14 protein-coding genes are annotated in these 21,598 nt (G+C 64.3%); 11 read left to right on the plus strand and 3 right to left on the minus strand.

All coding sequences use genetic code 11. The features are described 5' to 3' along the window. The first annotated feature begins 40 nt into the window (after positions 1 to 40). The 3 genes from fusA to BWR02_RS15275 all read left to right on the plus strand — a co-directional run bounded on the left by fusA (position 41) and on the right by BWR02_RS15275 (position 9,054). Positions 41 to 2,080 (plus strand): elongation factor G, encoded by a 2,040-nt coding sequence (fusA, locus tag BWR02_RS15265; RefSeq protein ID WP_139558788.1) that lies wholly within the window; start codon positions 41 to 43, stop codon positions 2,078 to 2,080. Between the two features lie 300 nt (positions 2,081 to 2,380). Beyond that, complete coding sequence (locus BWR02_RS15270) at positions 2,381 to 5,749, plus strand: transglutaminase family protein (RefSeq protein WP_139558789.1); 3,369 nt, start codon at positions 2,381 to 2,383, stop codon at positions 5,747 to 5,749. Beyond that, entirely contained in the window at positions 5,746 to 9,054 is a 3,309-nt protein-coding gene (locus tag BWR02_RS15275) for a transglutaminase family protein (protein WP_139558790.1), read from the plus strand. The genes BWR02_RS15270 and BWR02_RS15275 overlap by 4 nt, the downstream gene beginning before the upstream one ends. 56 nt (positions 9,055 to 9,110) lie before the next feature. Here BWR02_RS15275 and BWR02_RS15280 read toward each other — a convergent pair whose 3' ends face one another. After that, complete coding sequence (locus tag BWR02_RS15280; protein ID WP_139558791.1) at positions 9,111 to 9,626, minus strand: YkvA family protein; 516 nt, start codon at positions 9,624 to 9,626, stop codon at positions 9,111 to 9,113. Positions 9,627 to 9,711: 85 nt separating this feature from the next. Then, entirely contained in the window at positions 9,712 to 10,152 is a 441-nt protein-coding gene (locus BWR02_RS15285; RefSeq protein WP_201276288.1) for a hypothetical protein, read from the minus strand. A gap of 101 nt (positions 10,153 to 10,253) precedes the next feature. Between BWR02_RS15285 and BWR02_RS15290 the strand changes: the two genes are divergently transcribed. The 6 genes from BWR02_RS15290 (at position 10,254) to BWR02_RS15315 (ending at position 16,380) form a co-directional block, all read left to right on the plus strand. Then, positions 10,254 to 11,477, plus strand: coding sequence for a BtaA family protein (locus BWR02_RS15290; RefSeq protein ID WP_201276289.1), 1,224 nt, complete (start codon positions 10,254 to 10,256; stop codon positions 11,475 to 11,477). Beyond that, positions 11,474 to 12,178 carry a class I SAM-dependent methyltransferase gene (locus BWR02_RS15295; protein WP_139558792.1) on the plus strand — a complete coding sequence of 235 codons (705 nt, stop codon included), beginning with the start codon at positions 11,474 to 11,476 and terminating at the stop codon, positions 12,176 to 12,178. Before BWR02_RS15290 ends, BWR02_RS15295 begins: the two co-directional genes overlap by 4 nt. 140 nt (positions 12,179 to 12,318) lie before the next feature. Next, positions 12,319 to 13,773 carry a phenylacetate--CoA ligase family protein gene (locus tag BWR02_RS15300; RefSeq protein WP_139558793.1) on the plus strand — a complete coding sequence of 485 codons (1,455 nt, stop codon included), beginning with the start codon at positions 12,319 to 12,321 and terminating at the stop codon, positions 13,771 to 13,773. Positions 13,774 to 13,885: 112 nt separating this feature from the next. After that, complete coding sequence (locus BWR02_RS15305) at positions 13,886 to 14,629, plus strand: class I SAM-dependent methyltransferase (protein ID WP_139558794.1); 744 nt, start codon at positions 13,886 to 13,888, stop codon at positions 14,627 to 14,629. 199 nt (positions 14,630 to 14,828) lie between these two features. Further along, positions 14,829 to 15,536, plus strand: coding sequence for a DUF3313 domain-containing protein (locus BWR02_RS15310; protein WP_139558795.1), 708 nt, complete (start codon positions 14,829 to 14,831; stop codon positions 15,534 to 15,536). Positions 15,537 to 15,840: 304 nt separating this feature from the next. Beyond that, positions 15,841 to 16,380, plus strand: coding sequence for an Hcp family type VI secretion system effector (locus BWR02_RS15315; protein WP_139558796.1), 540 nt, complete (start codon positions 15,841 to 15,843; stop codon positions 16,378 to 16,380). A 225-nt stretch (positions 16,381 to 16,605) separates the two neighbouring features. Here the strand turns inward: BWR02_RS15315 and BWR02_RS15320 are convergent, their stop codons facing one another. After that, positions 16,606 to 17,478 (minus strand): hypothetical protein, encoded by an 873-nt coding sequence (locus BWR02_RS15320; protein ID WP_139558797.1) that lies wholly within the window; start codon positions 17,476 to 17,478, stop codon positions 16,606 to 16,608. Positions 17,479 to 17,574: 96 nt separating this feature from the next. Between BWR02_RS15320 and BWR02_RS15325 the strand changes: the two genes are divergently transcribed. Together BWR02_RS15325 and BWR02_RS15330 are read left to right on the plus strand one after the other, a co-directional pair. Further along, a complete protein-coding gene (locus BWR02_RS15325; protein WP_201276290.1) occupies positions 17,575 to 19,689 on the plus strand; it encodes an alkyl/aryl-sulfatase in 2,115 nt (704 codons plus the stop codon). Between the two features lie 403 nt (positions 19,690 to 20,092). Continuing rightward, complete coding sequence (locus BWR02_RS15330) at positions 20,093 to 21,574, plus strand: alginate export family protein (protein ID WP_162560181.1); 1,482 nt, start codon at positions 20,093 to 20,095, stop codon at positions 21,572 to 21,574. Positions 21,575 to 21,598: the final 24 nt, after the last annotated feature.

Genomic DNA, 21,598 nt, shown 5'->3' on the forward strand with positions numbered 1-21,598 from the left:
CTGCGCCGATTAAATTCTGGTGATTTTCGAGGGATGAACCGTGGCTGCATACACTGCAGAAAACATACGCAATATTGCGCTGGTTGGACAGGCCAGTGCAGGCAAGACCAGTCTGGTCGAGGCCTTGCTGTTCCATGCCGGCGCCAAACCGGTCAAGGGTAGCGTCGAAAAGGGCGATACCGTCAGTGATTTCGACGCACTGGAACAGCGCCACCAGCATTCACTCCAGGTCTCGGTCGTCGGTTTCGACTTCGCGGGGCGGCGGATCAACCTGATCGACACGCCGGGCTATCCGGACTTTCTCGGCCAGACCCTCAGCGCCCTGTCGGCGGTCGAGACCGTCGCGGTCGTGGTCAATGCCCAGACCGGCATCGAGCCCATGACCCGGCGCATGATGGACTGGGTGGCCCATCAGCATGTGCCGTGCATGATCCTGATCAACAAGATCGATGCCGAGCCTGATCGGCTCGCCACGCTGCTGGAAGAGATTACGGAGGCATTCGGGAAGGAATGCCTGCCGCTGGATCTGCCGACGGATCATGCCGAGCGCGTCGTCGACGTCGTGGCCCACAACGACGGGTCCGCGGATTTTTCGTCCGTGTCCGAGGCGCACGCGGCGTTGCTGGAACAGGCGGTCGAGGTCGACGAGGCGGCAACCGAGCAATACCTGTCGCAGGGCGATATGAACCCCGACGAACTGCATGCCCCGTTCGAGAAGGCGTTGCGCGAAGGGCACCTGATTCCGGTGTGCTTCGTGTCCGCGCGGAGCGGCGCCGGTGTGCCGGAACTGCTGCAAGCGCTGGCCGACCTGGCGCCGAGCCCGCTGGAGGCCAATCCCTATCCGTTCATCGCCGAAGCCGATGGCAAGGGTGAGCAGCTCTGGGCCGAACCGAACGCGGACGCGCCGCTGCTGGCCCATTTGTTCAAGCTCGAATTCGATCCGTTCATCGGCAAGATCGGGCTGGTGCGCATTCATCAGGGCCGTCTCCGCAAGGGTTCGCAGATACTGGTGGGGCGCGATGGCAAACAGGTGAAGCTGGCTCATCTGCTTCGCATCAGCGGCAAGGAGCACCAGGAGATCGACGAAGCGGAAGCCGGCGACATCTGCGCCGTCGCGAAGATCGAGGAGGTCGAGCAGGACGTCGTGCTGCACGAGAAGCACGAGCAGGATGCAGTTGCCGCGCCGCAGTTGTCGTATCCCACGCCGCTGGTCGGTTTGGCGTTGAAGGCCAAGCGCCGCGGCGATGAGCAGAAGATCACCGAAGTGCTGCACAAACTCGTGGCCGAGGATCCCGGTTTGCGGATCGAATACGACATGACCGCCAACGAGACCGTGCTGCGCGGTCTCGGCGATTTCCACCTGCGCGTCGCACTGGAAAAGCTCGACGAGCGCTTCCACGTGGAGGTCGAAACGCATGCTCCGACCATCCCGTACCGGGAGACGATCACCAAGCCGGCCGATGGTTTCTGCCGCCACAAGAAGCAGACCGGCGGCGCCGGGCAGTTCGCGGAAGTCGCGCTGCAGATCGAGCCGCTGCCGCGTGGCGAAGGCTTCGAGTTCGTCAATCGCATCGTCGGTGGAGCCATTCCCGGAACGTTCATTCCTGCGATCGAAAAGGGCGTGCGTCAGGTCATGGCCACCGGCGCGCTGGCTGGCTTTCCGTTACAGGATGTTCGCGTCACGGTCGTCGACGGCAAGTATCACGCGGTCGATTCCAAGGAAATCGCCTTCGTGACGGCCGGTCGCAAGGCCTTTCTCGATGCGGTCGACAAGGCCGGGGCGGTCGTACTGGAGCCGATGGTCGATCTGGAAGTCAGCGGGCCGGGCAACTCCGCCGGCGGGATCTCCGGCGACCTCTCTTCGCGCCGGGCGCGCATCAGCGGGACCGACGCCGGCCCGAATGGCGAGGTCATCATCCGGGCCCTGGCGCCGCTGGCCGAACTGCAGGAATACGGTTCGCGGGTCAAATCGCTGACCGGTGGCGAGGGGAACTGGGGCATCCAGTTCAGCCATTACGAACCGGCTCCGCCCGCCGTGCAGAAGGAACTGGCCGGCAAGCACAAGCGGCAGGAAGACTGATACGTTCGCCGACAGCCTGCCCTGCGGCGCTCGCCGCAAGGCCCGGGCAGGCTGCCTTGGCGCAGTGGCTGGACGGCTCCGTTTCCTGCGTTAGGATGCATACGCTATTCACTCCGGTGGCCGGTGATCGTTCAGTGACGGTCGCCAGGGAGTGAACGCAAGGAACCACTGCATTGTTCGAACGCGTTCGCCCGGACCCATGAAAATCCGTTACAGTACGGCTTCGCCCCAGGAAAACCGTCGGTCTCTCGCCCCCCGCGCCGCGGCCGACCTGCGCAGCCTTTCGGAGAAGAATCGTACGTGGCAATACATGTCGCCATCGAGCACAGCACCTCTTATCGATACGACCGTACGGTCTCGCTTTCCCCGCATGTGATCCGCCTGCGTCCCGCGCCGCATGCGCGGACGCCGATACACGATTATCGCCTCGACATCACACCGGCCGATCACCGCCTGTACTGGCAGCAGGATCCCTTCGGGAACACCATCGCCCGGGTGGTTTTTCCGGGCAAGGTCGATGAACTGAAGATCGACGTGCGTCTGGTCGCCGAGATGACGGTGATCAACCCGTTCGACTTCTACGTCGAGAAATACGCCGAGCACTTTCCGTTTCAGTACGAGCCGCTGTTGAAGCGGGAACTCGAACCGTACTTCGAACTGACCGAGAGCGGTCCGAAGCTGATGGCCTGGCTGGAGAAGGTCGACCGGCGCAAGATGCGCATCGTCGACTTTCTGGTCGCGATCAACCAGCGCCTGAAGGACGACATCGACTACACGATCCGCTTCGATCCCGGTGTTCAGACCGGCGAAGAGACGCTGACCAAGGCACTCGGCTCGTGCCGCGATACCGGCTGGCTGCTGGTGCAGATCCTCCGCCATATGGGGCTGGCCGCGCGTTTCGTGTCCGGCTACCTGATCCAGCTGACGGCCGATCAGAAGTCCCTGGACGGCCCCTCGGGGCCCGAGGAGGATTTCACCGACCTGCATGCCTGGGCGGAGGTTTTCATTCCGGGTGCGGGCTGGATCGGGCTCGATCCGACATCGGGACTGTTTGCCGGGGAAGGGCATATCCCGCTGGCCTGCACGCCCGATCCGGTGAGCGCCGCGCCGCTGACCGGCGCCAGCGACAAATGCGAGGTCGAGTTCGGCTACGCCAATGTCGTCAAGCGCGTGCTGGAAGACCCGCGTGTAACCAAGCCCTACACCGAAGCGCAATGGGCCGATATCCAGCATCTGGGCCATCAGGTCGACGCGGAACTGCGGGCGCTCGACACGCGCCTGACGATGGGCGGCGAGCCGACCTTCGTTTCGGTCGACGACATGGAAGGTCCCGAGTGGAACACCGAGGCGCTTGGTGCCGACAAGCGGCGGCGCGCCGGCGTGCTGCTGAAACGCTTGCGCGCGGCCTTCGGCCCCGGCGCCCTGTTGCATTTCGGCCAGGGTAAATGGTACCCGGGCGAGCCATTGCCGCGTTGGGCCCTGGGCTGTTTCTGGCGCACCGACGGACAAGCCTTGTGGAAGGACGAAAAGCTGATCGCCGATGCCGAGCGCGATTATGGTGTGGGGCCGGAACAGGCCAGAACGTTCGCGGAACGGTTGACCGAGCGACTCGGCATCGATCCGAGATACCTGGTCAACGGCTATGAGGACTGGGTCTACTATTTGTGGCGGGAGGCCAACCAACCGGTCAATCTCGACCCGATCGCGATTCCCTGGGCACCGCAGTTCCGCGACGACCTGAGCCTGGTGCTGGCGCGCGGACTGGACCAGCCGGTCGGACTCGCGCTGCCCTTGCTGTGGGACTACGCCGCTGCCGGCTGGCGCTCCGGCCTGTGGCGGTTCGCGCGGGAGCAGATGTACCTGACCCCTGGCGGTTCGCCGATGGGCCTGCGCCTGCCCACGCACGAACTGCCCTGGGCCGTCGAGGTCGAGCAGGAGGTCCTGATCAGCGCGCCCTCGCCGCAGCGCTCGCCGAACGTCGGAGCCCTGCCCAGCGCGCGACCCGCCCCAGCCTCGCCCGCGCCGGACGTCCGCGCGCCGCTCGCGGCCGACGAACGGCCGGAGGTCATCCGGCAGCGCTACCGGACCTGGGAGGGGATCCCGCATACCGCGCTGTGCATCGAACCCCGCGGCGGCTGCCTGCACCTCTTCATGCCGCCGCTGAACACGCTGTGGCATTACGCGAACCTGCTCGAAGCGATCGAAGCGACCGCTGCCGAACTCGGCCTGCCGGTGCTGATCGAGGGCTACGAACCACCGGGATCACCGGAACTGAAGGTACTGAAGGTCACCCCCGACCCGGGCGTTATCGAGGTCAACATCCATCCGGCATCGAGCTGGGAGGACCTGGAGCACAACACCGTCACCCTGTACGAGGAGGCGCGCCTGTCGCGCCTGGCGACCGAGAAGTTCATGCTGGACGGGCGCCATACCGGGACCGGAGGCGGCAACCACGTGACGCTGGGTGGTCCCACACCGCAGGACAGCCCTTTTCTGAGGCGTCCGGATCTGCTCCGGTCGCTGGTGACCTACTGGCAGCATCATCCCTCGCTGTCGTATCTGTTCTCCGGCACCTTCATCGGCCCGACCTCCCAGGCCCCGCGGCCGGACGAGCGCGGCAGCCGTTTGCTCGCCGAACTGGATGTGAGCCTGCGCGAAATCGAGCACATCGCCGCGCCCTGGCTGCTCGACCGTGCCCTGCGCAATTTTCTGGTCGACGGCACCGGCAACACGCATCGTGCCGAGTTCTCCATCGACAAGCTGTACTCGCCCGATTCCGCTTCGGGTCGGCAGGGGTTGCTGGAATTCCGCGCTTTCGAAATGCCGCCGCACGCGCGGATGAGTCTGGCCCAGATGCTGCTCCTGCGGGCCATGGTCGCGTATTTCTGGCGCGAGCCCTATCGGCACTCGCCGGTGCCCTGGGGCACCTCGCTGCATGATCGTTTTCTGCTGCCACACTACGTCTGGAGTGACTTCGGAACGGTCATCGAGCAGCTCAAGCGGGCCGGCTATCCCTTCGACCTGGCCTGGTTCGAGGCCTTTCTCGAGTTTCGCTTTCCGGTCTGCGGCCGTGTCCACTACGCCGGTGTCGAACTCGAACTCCGTACGGCGCTCGAACCCTGGCTGGTGTTGGGTGAGGACGCTACGGCGCACCGTCAGGCTCGGGTGGTCGACTCGGCGGTCGAACGGCTGCAGGTGCGTTGCCGCAATCTCGATCCGGAGCGTTTCCTGGTCACCTGCAATCGGCGCCGTCTGCCGTTGCAAGCGACGGCCAACACTGGAGACTACGTCGCAGGGGTGCGGTTCAAGGCGTGGAAGGCGGCCTTCGGCCTCCATCCAACGGTGGAAGTGCATGCGCCGCTGGTGTTCGACATCTTCGACCGGCAGTTGGGCCGTTCGGTCGGCGGTTGCGTCTATCACGTCGCCCATCCGGGAGGTCGAGCCTATGACACCTTCCCGGTAAACGCCTACGAAGCCGAGTCGCGCCGCGTGTCCCGTTTCTGGGATTGCGGGCATACCGCCGGCGATGCCGCACCGCCACCCTGGGTCCAGGGTCTTTCCGGGTTTCACGAAGGCGAACTGGCCGCCGCCGGTTACGAGCCGCCGCCGGAACCATCCAATCCGGACTACCCGTGCACTCTCGATCTGCGCCGCCTGGGGGCCTCATGACGCAACGCATCGCCCTGACCGCCCGGATCGCCGAACGCTTCGAGCGCCGGGTACAGCTGTCCACGCATTGGCTGCGACTGCGGCCCGCTCCGCAGGCGGGCGGCATCGAGGCCTATTCGCTGCGGGTCGACGCTGAGCCGCATTTCCTGAACTGGCTCCGCGACCCCTACGAGAATCATCTGGCGCGACTCGACCTGCCGGAACCGGTGTCATCCCTGGGGTTCGATCTCGAGATCATCGCGGCACTGGAGCCGTCGAATCCGTTCGATTTCCTGACCGATCCCTATGCCGCCAACTATCCGTTCCAGTACCCGGACCAGCTCAGGAAGGAACTGGTGCCCTATCTGCGGATCGACCAGCCGGGGCCGTGGCTGACGGATTGGCTGGGCAGTCTCGACCGTTCGCCGCAATACATCGTCGAAAAGCTCAACGGGATACTGGCCGGCGTCCACCAGCGCATCGCTTCGGTTGGGGAGAGCCGTCCGGGCTGGGTCGACATTGAAGGGCTGTTGGCCCGCGGCTCCGGTTCCCCCTGGGAAACCGCCTGGCTGATGACGCTGACCCTGCGCGGTCTCGGTCTCGCGGCCCGGTTCACCTCGGGCTATCGGGTCTGGCTGTCCGCAACGGATGAACTCCCGGACGTGGTCAGTCCCCATGCCTGGAGCGATGTATTCCTGCCGGGTGCCGGCTGGATCGGCCTGGATCCGGCCAGCGGCCTGTATACCTCGGAGGGCTACATTCCGCTGGCCTCCGCACCCGATCCGCTGCGTACCGTGCCCATATCGGGTTACCACGAGGCTTGCCCTAGCGAGATCAGCACCACGGTCAGCGTACGGCGTCTGGTCCCCGCGCCGCCCGAGCAACCGGTGGATGAGGGTGCCTGGCGCGATATTCGGGCCGTCGGCCGGCGCGTCGAAGCCGATCTCGCGTCGGCCCGCCTGAATCTGACCGTTGGGACCGGCTTGTCCTTCGTTTCCATGGAGTATCCAACGGCAGCGGAATGGACGACCGGAGCCCTCGGGCCGCACAAGCGGCAGGTTGCCGAGATGCTGCTGCCGGCACTCGCCAGCCATTGCGGCGCCGGGGGTGTCATGCACATCGGGCAGGGTGAGTGGTTCAGCGGCGAGGAGCTGCCACGCTGGCGCCTCGGCTGTTATCAGCGGGCCGACGGCCAGCCGATATGGAAGAACCCCGATCTGTTGGCGTGGCGCCGCCGCCGGCCGATGAACATCCAGTCGGAGGATGTCCGGTTCTTCGCGGAGTCGCTGGCGCAAGTGCTGCGCGTGCCGGCGGATCACGTGATGGCCGCTCACGAAGACAGCCTCCATCAGTTGTGGGCCGGCCGACTCGGCACCGGGTACATCCCGTCGCCGGCCGATCTGCGGGATCCGGAACGTCGTCGCGCCGTGGCCGCCTGCCTGTCGAGGCGTCAGGGCGAGCCCGCGGGCTATGTGCTGCCCTTGCGCTGGGATCGTGTACTGCAGCGTTGGTCCAGCGGCCGCTGGTCCTTTCGGCGCGAAGGCTTGTTCCTCATTCCCGGCAAATCGCCGCTGGGTTTCCGGCTTCCCATCGAAAGCCTGCCGGCCGGTGATGCCGGTCCGCTCGATACCGAACACGAACGCTGTCAGACCGAAGAGCGTTCGCTGCTGCCCCAGGATTGCGGCGAGCTCAGCGTCCGTTATTCGACCGTGGGTCCGCCCAGTGATGCGATGGAAGAGGCCGACGGCCCCTTGTCCGAGGCTGGCCGCCCCCCGCGCACCGCGCTTGCGCTCGAGTTGCGCGATGGTCAGCTATTCGTCTTCATTCCGCCGCTGACGCATCTCGAGCATTACCTGGACCTGATCGGCGCGGTCGAGGCCACCGCGCGCGAGACGGGCATTCCGGTGATGTTCGAAGGCTATGAACCGCCCGAGGATCATCGTTTGCGGCGGCTGGTCATCGAGCCGGAACCCGGTGTCCTGAAGGCTTGGCTACCGGAGATGCCGGGCTGGACCGCACAGATGCAACTGGTCGTCGCGGCTTACGATGAGGCGGAGCGACTGGGGTTGCGCGCCGAGCGTATCATCGGTGAAGGTCGGCGCGTGCCGCCGGGCGGCGGTGCCGAGCTGACCCTGGGAGGAGAAAATCCCGGCAACAGCCCGTTCCTGCATCGGCCGGAACTTCTCCGCGACCTGATCGTTTTCTGGCAACGCCACCCGTCCCTGTCCTATCTGTTCGCCGGTCGCCTGGTCGGTCCGGACGGACCGGCGCCGCGCCCCGACGAAGGTCGCGACGATGCCCTGTACGAACTCGGGCTGGCGCTGGAGCGCGTCCCGAGCGGCGAGAACCTGATGCCCTGGGTGCCGGACCGGCTGCTGCGCCACCTGTTGGCCGATCCTGCCGGCAACATGAAGCGCGCCGAGATCCGGATGGATCTGCTGTACGCGCCGGACCGGCCGAGCCTGCGCTTCGGCAAACTGGTGCTGCGTTCCTTTGAGTCGGTGCCGGACCCGAAGCTGGCCGCGCTGCAGTCCCTGCTGGTGTCGGCATTGATCGCCGCGCTGGCGAAGAAGCCCGAGGCGGGGCGATTCATTCGCTGGGGTGAGGCGCTGCACGATCGCTTCATGCTGCCGCGCCTGCTGTGGGAGGATTTCCGCAGTGTGCTGGCGGTGCTCTCCGACGCGGGTTATCCCTTGCAGGAGGAGTGGTTTCTGCCCATCGTCGAGTTGCGCTTCCCGGTTCTCGGCACGACCCAGATCGGTGACGTCACGCTGGAGTTGCGGACCGCCCACGAACCCTGGGCGCTGCTCGCGGAGGAGACTTGCGCCGGCGGCGTCACCCGCTTCGTCGATGCCGCGAACGAACGGGTGCAGGTGCGTTGCCTCGGTCTTACGCCCGGCCGCTACAGTGTCTTCTGCAACGGCTTCATCGTCCCGTTGCACGAGACCGGGATCCAGGGCGAGTACGTTGCCGGCGTGCGGTACAAGGTCTGGAATCCCCCTTCGACGCTGCATCCGACCGTTTACCCGGTCAGCTCACTCGTCGTCGACCTGATCGATAACTGGACGCGTCGCATCGCGGGCGGTTTCACCTACTATCCGCCCCGTCCCGGCGTGTGGGGTTCGGCCGGTACGTCATGGACCAGTCCGGCTGTCGATGCGACCCCGCGGCGCCAGCAGCGGCGGCAGCCGTTGACGAACGTGCCGCCCTGGAGTGCCGGTGGCAAGTTCCTGCCGTTCGGCAGCGCCACCGAGGTGCCGCCGGTTCCGGTGGAGCACCTGCGGCCGGATGCGCCCTACCTGCTCGATCTGACCCACTGGACCTGATCATCCCCATCCCGGCCAGAGCCTTTCTGCTGGCCGGCGATGGGGAGGGCGTTCGGTCAACGGAACATGTCGCGCATCATGCGTGTCAGCCGTTTCGGAAAGAATTCGATGGCGCCATCGCCGACTGCCAGCAGATGTTTCAGGAGTTCGAACACGTCCTGATCGCCGGCCCAGTGCCGCCGCACGGCGGCCGCGACCTCGGGCTTCTCGGTTTCCAGAAACTTGTTCAGCGCGACGATGATCACGATCAGGTCGTCGACCCAGCCGGCAATAGGCAGCGCGTCCGGGATCAGATCGATCGGGCTCATCACATAGACCAGAGCGGCAATGAGCGCACCCTTGTTCTCTGAGGGGACGCTCTTGTCGAGCAACAGGCTGACGCCCAGGTGGAAGAGATCCGGCAGGGTCGACAGGTATTCGACCAGGCCCCCGAAAGCCGACGACGCCGGTGGTCCGGGCGCTTTTCGGCGCGCCAGCGAATGGCGGATCCGCGCGCGCAACCGTTGATAAAAATCGAAGTAGGCCGACCCGTCTCGGGTGGCGCTGAGAACCACGGCCTTGCTGTCGGACATTACTGGGCTCGCTCGGGATGGGGTGCTGCCGCCGGACCAGCGTAATGGTGCCCCGGCCGAAACGCAATCCGCGCGGGTCGGTTGGTCAATGTCCTCGCAATCCACGGGCCAGAAAGCCGATCCCGCCGGCCAGCAGACTCAGCATGATCAGCGTGTTGAAGAGACTCGTGGGTTGGAAGTAGAAATGCAGGTTCATGACGATACCCGTCACGACGATGACCAGCCCCGCGGCCAACAGTAACCAGCCGGCGGGCGACTTGCCATTGAAGAACAGCACGCCCACGCCCAGGATCAGCGGAACCAGCGACAGTCCCATGGCGTTGTATCCCCAAAGTTGCCAGTACCCGCTGCTCACCGTCACCTGACTGGTTAGCAGGTACAGTGCCGCGGTGGCCATCAGGACGCCGACGACGAACTCGCCCAGGCCGCCGGGCGTGCCGCCCGGTCCCTCGAATCCGCTCCGGCCATCGTTCTCTGCCATCTGCAATTCACCGTTGTTCTGGCGATACCCACTGCGCGGGCGCATGTTAGCACGCGGCGCCATCTGTGCCGCGGCCGCAAGTCGCGTGGGTGGTGCGCCTTGCCGGAGATCTTCAGGCAATCGTATTGTCACATCCGACGTGTATCGTGCCGAAAACCCAAATCCAGAGGATTCCGGCCCTGAAACACGAACCGACTCTGACCGAACGCGTCGATCAACGTATATTCGACGCGATCTACTCCCGTTCCCTTGTCTACAACACGTGCTGGGAAGATCCGGCCGTGGACCGCCGGGCCCTGCAACTCGGACCGGACGATAGGATGCTGGTCATCACCAGCGCCGGTTGCAATGTCCTCGACTACGCGCTGACAAGTCCCCGCCATATCTATGCCGTTGATGCGAACCCGCGGCAGACCGCCTTGCTGGAACTCAAGCTGGCGGGTATCCGCCGGCTCGATTTCAGCGATTTCTTTGCGACGTTTGGCCAGGGGTACCACGCTCACTTCCCGGAACTCTACCGTGATCTGCTGCGCGCCGAGCTTTCCGAGTTTGGGCGCGCGTTCTGGGACCGTAACGCCGGCTGGTTCGTCAGCCGCCAGGGCAGTTTCTACTACCATGGCCTGTCGGGGCTGGTGGCTCGTCTGTTCCGGACTTATCTGGCGATGCGGCCGCGACTGGCCGAGCCGGTGCTGGCGCTGTTCGAGACACAGAACCTCGAGGAGCAACGCCGCCTCTACGACGAGCACATCCAGCCGCAGCTCTGGCACCGCGGCCTGAACTGGGCTTTGTCCCGGCAACTGACGATGAGCCTGCTCGGGGTGCCGACCGCGCAGCGCCGTGAGGTTCAGGCACAGCATGCCGGAGGCGTCGCCGGGTTCGTGCGCGACTCGATCGAGTATGTGTTCCGTCAACTGCCGGTCTGGAATAACTATTTCTGGAGCGTCTACGTGCGTGGCCGCTACGGCGAGGCGTGCTGTCCGGAGTATCTGAAACGCGACAATTTCCTGGCCCTGAAGGGGGGGCTGGTGGACCGCATCAGTGCGCACACCTGCACCGTGACGAGCTTCCTGCACGCTACGCCCGAGACGCTCTCGCGCTTCGTGTTGCTGGACCATATGGACTGGATGTCCAGTGTGAACCCTGCCGCGCTGCGCGAGGAATGGGAGGCCATCCTGGATCGCGCGACGCCGAATGCCCGCATCATCTTCCGCAGTGCGCACGCGCGGCCGGCCTACCTGGAACAGCTCGAACTCGGCGGACAGCGTCTGAAGGACCGGCTGCAGTTCGACGATGCGCTGGCGGCGCGCCTGCAGACCGAGGACCGGGTGCATACCTACGCCGGCTTCCACATTGCCGACGTGCCGACATGAGCGCCGCGTCCGATCTGCGCGTCGTGCTGCACATGCTCCGGGGCATGCCGCGCAGTGGCGATGCGGCATCGCGGCTGCAAGCCTTTTACGCGCCGCAGGCAGCAGCGTATGACGACTTCCGCGAGCGCCTGCTGCAAGGGCGCCGCGAGTTGATCGAGCAACTCGAACTGCCGCGGTGCGCCCGCATCGTGGAACTCGGGGCCGGCACGGGCCGCAATCTGGATCACTTCGGCCAGCGGCTCAACGCGTTCGAATCGGTGGACCTGGTTGACCTGTGTCCGGCGCTGCTGGCTGAGGCCCGGCGGCGCGCGGCGCCGTTTCCGAACGTGCGGGTGGTCGAGGGAGACGCGACGAGCTATCGTCCCGCGCACTCCGTCGACTGCGTGATCTTTTCGTATAGCCTGACGATGATCCCGGACTGGAACGCCGCGCTGGGCAACGCCATGGCGATGCTCAAGCCGGGCGGCTTGCTGGCCGTTGTTGATTTCACCGTTTCTCCACAGCAGGGCCGGCTGGCCAGCCTGTTCTGGCGCGCGTGGTTCGGCCACGATGGCGTGCGACTGAACGCGGAGCATGTGAGCGCTCTCCGCGGGCTATGCCGTGACCACGCGGTCGAAGAGCGTCGAGCGCCGATTCCGTATCTGCCGGGCCTCCGGGTGCCGTACTACCTGTTCATTGGTCGCGCCGGGTTCGCCGCATAACCCCCGATAGACAATAGAGCCCGGGCTGCGTCGCCGCGCAGTGTCGGCCCATCACGCACCGCGCCATCGTCTTTCGTGGTCACTGCGCTGACCCGAGTGTACGGTGCGGCCTTCGTATCCCCACGCTGCCGCGATAAACAATGCCATTCACTCAGGTCCGCCTCCGCCAACTCTTCCTCGGCGGCTTCCTGCGAGCCATCGGAGCTGAAGAGATCTATCGCCGTACCGCGATAGTGCCCGAAGGCCCCGCATCGGGCGCTTTGCTGCGGGCGGAACTGCAGAAGCTGCTGGAACGGGTCGATCGGTCAAACCCATTTTTCAGGGGGCGCTTCAGGTCCTTCCTGGGCCAGACCGAAAAGGCGACGGATGCCGACTTCTTCCAGCGTTACGCCCAGTTGCCGGTATTCACGAAGGACGATTACCTGGATGCCGGGGTCGCCGTCATGGATGCCGCCTATCAGCACCGTCTCGAAGAGCTGACACTGCGTTTCGGAACAACCGCCTGGGGACTGTTCCGGCAGCTTCGGTCGACGGATTTCGTGTTGCCCATGTGCACCGGCGGCACAACCGCCGAACCCCTGGTGGTGCGGATGAACAAGGAGCACACGTTCGCGCTACTGTTCAGTTTTTTCGCGTGTTGGCGGCGCATGGGCTGGGAACTGGGGCAACGCGTGCTGGTGTTCTACCCGGCGGGCACCTACAACATCGACGAACTCGCGTCGTTCAACCGGCTCGGCGCGATGACCGGATTCCGGATCATACTGTTCAGCCATCTGGACGAGCCCACGATCGAACATTTGCTGTCGGAAATGGATGCGTTCCGGCCGGAACTGTTGCTGATCTTCCCATCGCCGATGAACGTGATCGCCCAGACGATCCGCCGCCGGGGATTGCGGCTCGGACATCAGCCGCGCCTGATCAACGTCAGCGGTGAAACCTTTTTCGACTGCCAGCGCAGCAATATTCAAAGCGTGTTCCCGCGCAGCCGGATAGAGGATTCGTACGGCTCGGTGGAGTTGGGCGAAATCGCTCACCAGGCGGGGAATGCCCTTAAGGTGTTCGGGCACCTCGCCTATGTGGAGACGGTTGGGCAGAGCGCCGACATCGGTGAGGCAGTCATCACCCGCCTGGGGCTAAGCGCGTTTCCCTTCATCCGCTATGCGATGAAGGATCTGTTCAGGGCCGGGCCGCGCCCCGAGGCACACCTTGGCTTGTCGCAGATCGCCTGGATCGAGGGCAAGAACACCACGTTTCTGGAGTTTGCCGGAGGTCGGCGCATCCATGCCTCCTTCTTCAACCGCTTGGTCAACGCAGTCAACGCCGGGGTCGGGGACGCGATCGCCGAAATCAAGGTCTACGAACGGGGTGCGCAGAGCCTGGAGATTCAGCTGATCCTTCGTAATCCGGGCGCGGAGGAGGCGATCCGTGATGCGCTGCAGCGGCGCCTGCATGAGCAGCTGGGCCCCGGCGCCGACTGCGTAATCCGCTTCGTGGATGCCATCGATCACGATTACCGGCGGAAATACCGGCCAATCGAGCGGAACATCGATACGGAGTGGGCGGGCGGGGTCATGGGACGCGTTGCTGTAGTCTGAGAATACCTTCATCCAAGCGCCTGGCAGGCCGTTTGGCCTCCTGAAGACAGCAGCAGAGCCGGTGCGTCTGCACTAGAATCGCTTCCGTAGTTGAATAACTTCGGAGCAAATCATGTCCGCCTCGTCGCCCTCTGTATCCCCAGCGATCGCTCATCCTACCGTCGAAGAGTTTTTCGAATCGACCTGGGCGGCCTACGCGGCGATCCTCGACAACAACTACATGTGTCATCGGGAGATTTTCGATGCGCTCGGGAACTACCTGGAGTCCCATTATCGCGGCCGGCCATTCTCGCTGATCGACCTCGGTTGCGGCGATGCCCGCTTCATCGCAAAGGCACTGCGGGGGACGGCCGTCAATCGCTATGTCGGCTACGACATCGCTGACACGGCCCTCGCCGAGGCTGGCCGCCAGCTTAGCCATGTCCCCTGCACAGTGGAACTGCAGGAAATCGATCTGATGGATGCGCTACGGTCCGGCGACGAACGGTTCGACGTGGTGTTCACCAGCTTCGCCGTTCACCATCTGCAAACGCGCGAGAAGGTGGAGTTCTTTCGACAGGCCGCGCGGCGCGTCGCACCCGGTGGACTGCTGGTGATGATCGACGTCATGCGCGCGGAAGGAGAGGATCGCATTGCCTACCTGCAGCGCTATATCGGCCGGGCCCGGGCTCAGTGGACGAATCTGACCGAGAACGCCATCGATGCGGTGTGCTGCCATATCGATGACCGGGACTTTCCGGAAGCGCCCTCGGCGCTGACCCGCATGGCCGCGGATGCCGGTTTCGGCGCGCCCACAGTCCTGCCGGCTTATTGCGACCATCACACGCTGATCTGGCAGCGTACCGACGCCAATTGAGTTCTTGGGACGTGTCCTCCCGCAGGCGGACTTTCCCGTCGGCAGGCCCGACTCGCGGCACTCGAATCCCGCCTACGAAGCTGGATTCGCAGGGTGCCGTTTTACTTGCGCGGCGCGCTGACATCAGGAAAATGGCGTATCCCGGCGCTGGTTGTTGCCCGGAAGGGATAGTCCCGATTCTCCAAACTGGGAGTGACGAATGAAGTACAAGCCTTTCGAACATGGGCGTATTGCTCTGCTTTCCGGCAGTTTGCTGTTTCTGACAGCCTGCGCGACGACCCAGCGAGCCCCCATCGAGGACAAGACCGCGATCTGCAATTTCCTGGGGAGCTACTGCAATAAGCTCCAACCGGGTGGGGAAGGGCAGATGGACTTGCGCTACGTGAACTCGAAAGCGCGCTGGACCCAATACACCAAGGTCTTGGTCGATCCGGTCATCATCGTGTCGAGTACTGAGTCGCAGATTTCCGCTGCCGATCAGCAGCATCTTGCGGATTACTTTTACGCGAAGTTGAAAGAGAATCTTGGAGCCAAGTTCCAACTCGTCGATCAGCCGGGACCCGGCGCCATGCGCTTGCAGGTGGCGCTGACCGACGCCCAGGGAGCGACGCCGGTGCTGCGAACCATCACCATGGCAGTGCCACAGGCGCGAACACTGAGCACCGTCGCCTATCTCGCAACCGGCAGTTATCCCTTCGTGGGGTCGGCCAAGGGAGCGGCGAAGGTGGTCGATTCCGTGAGCGGCGACCTGCTGGCCGCCGTTGCCGATCGGCAAATCGGCAGTGGACACATCAAGGCGGCCGCCCAGTGGACGCTCGGCGATGCCGAGAACGCCATCACGCTGTGGACGGAGCGCGCCGCGAACAAGCTCTACGCATGGACCTCCGGAGCCGAAGCACCGCGCTGAGCCGGATCGAGGGTAGGCTGTCGCTTATTCGCTGCCGGTCCGCGTCGCATTGATGTTGGGGACGCGGACCGGCCATAACCGTCGCCTGAAACAAGGAAGTGGCCGGTCTTGCGAATCCACTGTGCGTCAGGCGTACTTCCTGGTGGCACGCGGATGGCTGGAGTTGTAGACCTCCCACGGACATCCACGAGCGGAAATCGGCCGGATGGACTAATGTAGCGAGGGTTTTTCCAGCCTTTGTTGACGGGCTGCAATCAAGCGGTTGTCGGCGGAGTCGCGCCGCCTAATTAACAGGAGTCGTGTCATGTCGAGAAGAATAATGAAGGTTTACGAGAGACACCCGGCGATCCGGCATGCATTTGCGGTCGTGTGCTTCATGGCGGCGGTGGCGCCGTTTACGGTGGCAGAGGCGGACACCCGGACCTACATGCTGGTGCCCGGCGTAGCGGGGGCGTCTCTGGACAAGGATCATGCGGGGTGGATCGAGGCATCCGCATTTTCTTTGAAGTTGACACGAAACTACTGCAGCGGCCTGACGATCCGCAAGGAACTGGACATCGCAAGTCCGGCGCTGTCAGCTGCGGCGGTGCTGGCTCAGCGCTTCAAGACCATCGAGTTGGAAAGCGAGCAAGGAAGCGAAAACCGGCAGGTATTTCTCAAGCTTGCGCTAAGCAGGGCACGTATCGCCTCGGTGGATACGGGTGTTTCTGGCGGAACTGAGCCGCTGACCGAAACCTTGGTCGTGCGAGCGGGTGAGGTCAAGATAAGCTACTACCCACAAAATGCTGACGGCAGCCTCGGCGAGCCGGTCGAGTCCGTGATCAGTTGTGACACGCCGCCCTGACACACAGGCAGGAACCACAGGGCACAGCGCCCCTTGGGCCCGCCGGCGGCGAGCTTGGCGGACGTGCCCGGCGGGGTCGCGGATCGCCGGCCGCAGGCAGTTGCCTGCGGTTCGCGCAAGTACTCGAGTCCGCGACGGTGACTTCCTCGATGGGGTGTTTGATGGTCCCCGTGGCTCGGGGCCGCCAATGAACTCCTTGAACGCCAAGAGGCTGTCGCCGTCGCATTACCAGTACGCCGTCAGGCCGAGAAAGGGGCCGTTCAGGGTCGCGCGCGTTCTGATCGGAACTCGTTCGCCACCGTTCACTTCGTAGCGCAAGGCCTTGTAACCCGCCTGGATCGACAGCGGCAGGTCGCCCGCGTTCACCCGGTAACCGAGCATCCCCAACAGTCCGCCGGTGAACGACACGCCATCGGCACCGAAACCGCCGAGATTGGCATCGGTCAGCAGGAAGAGGTCCTGTGTGATGTCGACGATGAAACGACCACCGATTTGCGGGCTGGTAAAGCTTTGCTCCGCGGCAAACGTGCGGGACAAGCCGAGGCCGGGGACGGTCACCGTGAAGCTGTTATCCAGCCATAGCGTTCTGGCGCCGGCGTAGACGTCCAGCCGGTTGGGCCGTCTCTCGCCATGCAGGGTCGGGGCCTCGTCGGCCGTGGGTCCGACCAGACGGTACATGAGCCCGTAATCCATCAAGCCCAGTTCGGTGTCCACTCCTCGGCCGAAGCGCTGGAATTTCGGGTCGAACGCCAGGCTCATATAGTTACCGTCCAGATAGAATCCCAAGCGCTCGTAGTGTGCCTCGAAACGGCCCATGAACCCGATCGGAAAGCGCCGCGAGTTCTCGGCCAGGTCGATGAAGCTGGCGTCCACGGAGCGATTGAACGCGCCGGCGGAGTAATTCCCGGTCAGGCCGCTCATCCACGCGTACAGGGACAGATTGAACGCCCACGGGGTGTTCGACGTTTCCGAAGACTCTTCCGCTGGGCTCGGCGCTGCGAACGCTAGCAGCGCCAGCGCGAGACCGTACCCTAACCGGTCCCGCGACGCTGCACACCCTTTGCGAGCCAAACGTCCGAATGCGGAGTCCACTACCATCTTGTCCTCGTTGCTTAGGTTGGCAATTGATTTTGCGGTGTTACCATTCGCGCCGAAGCGTAACCACTTCGGAACAGTAAGGAAAGCCGGAAGCCCATGACGAAGCAACTGACAACTGCCCTCATCACGGCTTTGAGTGTGACGCTATGCGGCATGCCGCTGGCCGCGACCGGCCGCACCGCCAAGGCCACGCAGGAACCGCCGACACCGGCCGTCGGGCATTTCCACCCGCAAGGCAAGGCACCCTCGAAGTTCACGATCGAACTGCGCCAGGGCATCAAGGCGACGCTGCCGTTCGACGACCAGCGCGACTTCGAGGAGGCCAAGAAGGGCTTCATCGCCGAACCGCCCTACAAGCAGATCAAGGCCGATGCCGGTCATGTCGCCTGGGACATGGGCAGCTACGAGTTCCTGCTGCAGGGCAAGGATTTCGACAGCATCCACCCGTCGCTGCAGCGGCAGGCGGTGCTGAACATGGCCTATGGCCTGTACGAGGTGCTGCCGGACCGGATCTACCAGGTCCGCGGCTACGACCTCGCCAACATCAGTTTCATCAAGGGCGACACCGGCTGGATCGTCTTCGATCCGCTGACGGCCAGGGAAACCGCGCGCGCCGCGCTCGAGTTCATCAGCGAGAAGCTGGGCGCCCGGCCCGTGGTCGCGGTCGTGTATTCCCACTCGCACGTCGACCACTTCGGCGGTGTGCGCGGCGTCGTCGAAGAGGTCGACGTGACGAGCGGCAAGGTCAAGGTCATCGCCCCGGAGCACTTCATGCACGAGGCGATCGCGGAGAACGTATTGGCCGGCAATGCGATGTCGCGCCGGACGCAGATGCAATACGCGGTGCTGCTGGCGCGCAGCCCGTTCGGCCACGTCGACCAGTCGATCGGCAAGAACGTCGCCAACGGCAACACCGGGCTGATCGCGCCGAATCGGCTGATCACCAAGGATTTCGAGGAACTGACGGTCGACGGCGTGACGATGGTGTTCCAGAACACGCCGGACACCGAGGCGCCGGCGGAAATGAACACCTATTTCCCGCAGTTCAAGGCGTTCTGGGCGGCCGAGAACATCACCGGCACGATCCACAACATCTACACGCTGCGTGGTGCGCCGGTGCGCAACGCCCTGAACTGGTCGAAACACATCAACGAGGCCTTGTTCAAGTTTGGCCAGGAGGCCGAGGTGATGTTCGCCTCGCACAGCTGGCCGCGCTGGGGCAATGACCGCATCCAGGAAGTCATGCGGGCGCAGCGCGATGCCTACGCCAACCTGAACAACCAGACGCTGCATTACGCCAACCGGGGCGTCACGATCAACGAAATCCACAACGTCTACAAGCTGCCGGACAGTCTCTACAAGCAGTGGGCGGCACACAGCTACCACGGGTCCGAGCAGCACAACAGCCGCGGTGTCATCAACCGCTTCCTGGGCTATTGGGATGGTAACCCGGCCACGCTGGTGCCGTTGTCGCCGAAGGACTCCGCACCACTGTATGTCGAGATGATGGGCGGGGCCGGCAAGATCATGGCCAAGGGCAAACAGCTGCACGATCAGGGGAAGTACCTGGAAGCCGCCGAGATCCTGAACAAACTCGTGCTGGCCCAGCCGAAGAATCAGGCGGCCAAGAACCTCCTGGCGGACGTGTTCGAGCAGATCGGCTATCAGAAGGAGAGCCCGAGCCTTCGCAACAGCTTCCTGGCCGGGGCCTATGAACTGCGTTCGGGTCTGCCGAAAGGCGTCCCGCCGAAGTCGACCGGGCCGGACGTGATACGGGCGATGTCCACGGAGAACTGGCTGGATTTCCTCGGCATCAGCGTGGACCCGAAGAAGGCGGGCGGCCTGCGTTTCACGATCAACCTGATCACGCCCGACACTGGCGAAGCGTTCCTGGTCGAGATGAGCAATGCCACGCTAACAAACATCAAGGGCGTCAAGGCCAGGAGTCCCGACCTGACCATCACCGTGAACCGCAGCGATCTCGACTGGGTCATGATGGGGCAGAAGACCTTCGACAACCTGCTCAAGGACGGCAAGGCAAGCTTCGACGGCGATCGGAAACCGTTCGACCAGCTCCGCAGTATCCTGGTCAAGTTCACGCCGGACTTCGAAATCCTGCCGGGAACGGCCCCGCCGAAAGATCCGGGCGTGCCGGAATCGAAGGAACTCGAGGTACCGGAACTGCTTCCGCCGACCAGCGCCGGGGACTGACGCGCCGCCCGTCGGCGTCGCTCGGCAAGGACCTTGTCGACCGCGCCGGACCGGGCGTCATGTCCGTGACAGTCGCCTTGCCCGCCGCGATCATCGAAAAGCGCGTGGGCAGCGTCGCCCTGACCGCGGGTTCCCGTTCGACCAGGGGCGCTGCTGATAAGGCTTGGCCGCACCGCGATCAGCCGGGCGGAACCGATACACCATTGATTCGGCAACAGACGGGGTTCGCCGCCTGAAGCGTTGCATCGTCACACTGCTCGGCTTTATCGTTCTTGCCCCGCCATCGCTGGCGGCAGAGCGGAGCGAGGCCAAGCGCTCACCGCCCACCGCGGCCCAACGACCCGCTACCGCCAAGGCACCGGTCCAACGGCCCACCGAGCCGCGATCGAAGCCAATCGATTTATTGGATGCCGATGAGCTCGACCCGGGCGTCGGCGCAACCCCGGCGCAGGACCAGCCGGGGGCCACGGCACCGGAGTACAAACAGCCGAACCGCTGGAGCCTGACGGCCGGTGGCAGCCAGCGCAAGGACTGGCTTACGGGCCGCAACCGGTGGGCCTGGGGCGAACGCCTGAACGCCAGGCGGGTGCTCGGGATGCCCGATTGGCTCAACGGTACGCTGGAACATCGAACGCGGTACGAAACCTTCGACGTCCCCTGGCGGCGCGGTCAGACCGGTGGCGAACACCAGATTCCGCTGCAGACCGTCCTGTGGCTGGAAGCCCACCACGCCGGCTTCCGCGCCGGCTTCGAGTTCTGGGACGCGCGGCAGTTCGGCGCCCAGGCGGATTACACCTTGAACAATTCGATGGTGAACGTCGCCGACTTCACCCAGATCTACGCGGCGTGGTCGACGCCGGACCTGCTCGACACCGGGCTCGGTTTCGAAATCAAGGGCGGCCGGCAAACCCTGGATCTCGGCAGCCGGCGGCTGGTTGCCCGGAACGCCTTTCGCAACACCGTCAATGCCTTTACCGGGCTGATGGCCCGGATGCGGGACGGCGACGGCGACTGGCAGGTGCTGGCCTTCGCAACCCACCCCGTACTCCGCCTGCCCGATGAAAAATCCGAACTGCTGAACAACGACTGGGCATGGGATCAGGAGCAGGGGAACAAGTTGTTTGCCGGCGTGTTTGCGGAAACGGCGGCACTTCCGTGGGATCTTCGAGGCGAGTTGTACTGCTACTACCTGAACGAGGATCCCAGCAGCGACTTTCCTGATGGCAACCCCCGTCTGGCCGGCAGCCGCCGTCTGTTCACGCCGGGATTCCGGGTATTCTGGCCGGCCCGGAAGGGCCTATGGGACTTCGAAATCGAGAGCGTGGCACAAACCGGGAACTCCCGCGCGTCGGCGATAGCCCGCGAACTGGACCATGAAGCCTTTCTCGAACATCTCCATCTGGGCTATACCTTCGATCTGCCCTGGGAGCCGCGGCTGCTGGTGCAGTACGACTACGCTACCGGAGGTCAAAGCGACGGAACGAACCGCTCGTTCGATACCCTCTACGGGGCCAGACGCTTCGACTTCGGACCTACCGGCATCTTCGGGCCGTTTTCCCGCAACAACATCAACGCGCCGGGCACCCGCCTGCTGTTCATACCCCACCGCGACCTGACCGGCTTCGTGGCCTATCGAGCCTGGTGGATGGCGAACGCGCGAGCCTTATGGCAACCCGCCGGATTGATCGATCCCACGGGCAAGTCGGGCGACTTCATGGGCCATACCGTGGAATTCTCGATGCGCTGGGACGCACGGGACAACGTCAGCCTGGAAGCCGGCTGGAACACCCTGATCAAGGGCACGTTCGCGCGGAATGCCCCCGACGCGCCGACCAACCGTGACAACGTCAATTACTTCTACGTCCAGACGATGGTGCGGTTTTGAGAGGCGGTGCGGCCATTCCGAGCC

The organism is Methylotetracoccus oryzae, from assembly GCF_006175985.1.
Classification (GTDB): Bacteria; Pseudomonadota; Gammaproteobacteria; order Methylococcales; family Methylococcaceae; genus Methylotetracoccus; species Methylotetracoccus oryzae.

Coding starts and splice junctions, on each gene's coding strand:
- BWR02_RS15295 (WP_139558792.1), top strand. CDS start 11,474: ATGAGCGCCGCGTCCGATCTGCGCGTCGTGCTGCACATGCTCCGGGGC.
- BWR02_RS15275 (WP_139558790.1), top strand. CDS start 5,746: ATGACGCAACGCATCGCCCTGACCGCCCGGATCGCCGAACGCTTCGAG.
- BWR02_RS15315 (WP_139558796.1), top strand. CDS start 15,841: ATGTCGAGAAGAATAATGAAGGTTTACGAGAGACACCCGGCGATCCGG.
- BWR02_RS15305 (WP_139558794.1), top strand. CDS start 13,886: ATGTCCGCCTCGTCGCCCTCTGTATCCCCAGCGATCGCTCATCCTACC.
- BWR02_RS15300 (WP_139558793.1), top strand. CDS start 12,319: ATGCCATTCACTCAGGTCCGCCTCCGCCAACTCTTCCTCGGCGGCTTC.
- BWR02_RS15325 (WP_201276290.1), top strand. CDS start 17,575: ATGACGAAGCAACTGACAACTGCCCTCATCACGGCTTTGAGTGTGACG.
- BWR02_RS15310 (WP_139558795.1), top strand. CDS start 14,829: ATGAAGTACAAGCCTTTCGAACATGGGCGTATTGCTCTGCTTTCCGGC.
- BWR02_RS15285 (WP_201276288.1), bottom strand. CDS start 10,152: ATGCGCCCGCGCAGTGGGTATCGCCAGAACAACGGTGAATTGCAGATG.
- BWR02_RS15320 (WP_139558797.1), bottom strand. CDS start 17,478: ATGGTAGTGGACTCCGCATTCGGACGTTTGGCTCGCAAAGGGTGTGCA.
- BWR02_RS15280 (WP_139558791.1), bottom strand. CDS start 9,626: ATGTCCGACAGCAAGGCCGTGGTTCTCAGCGCCACCCGAGACGGGTCG.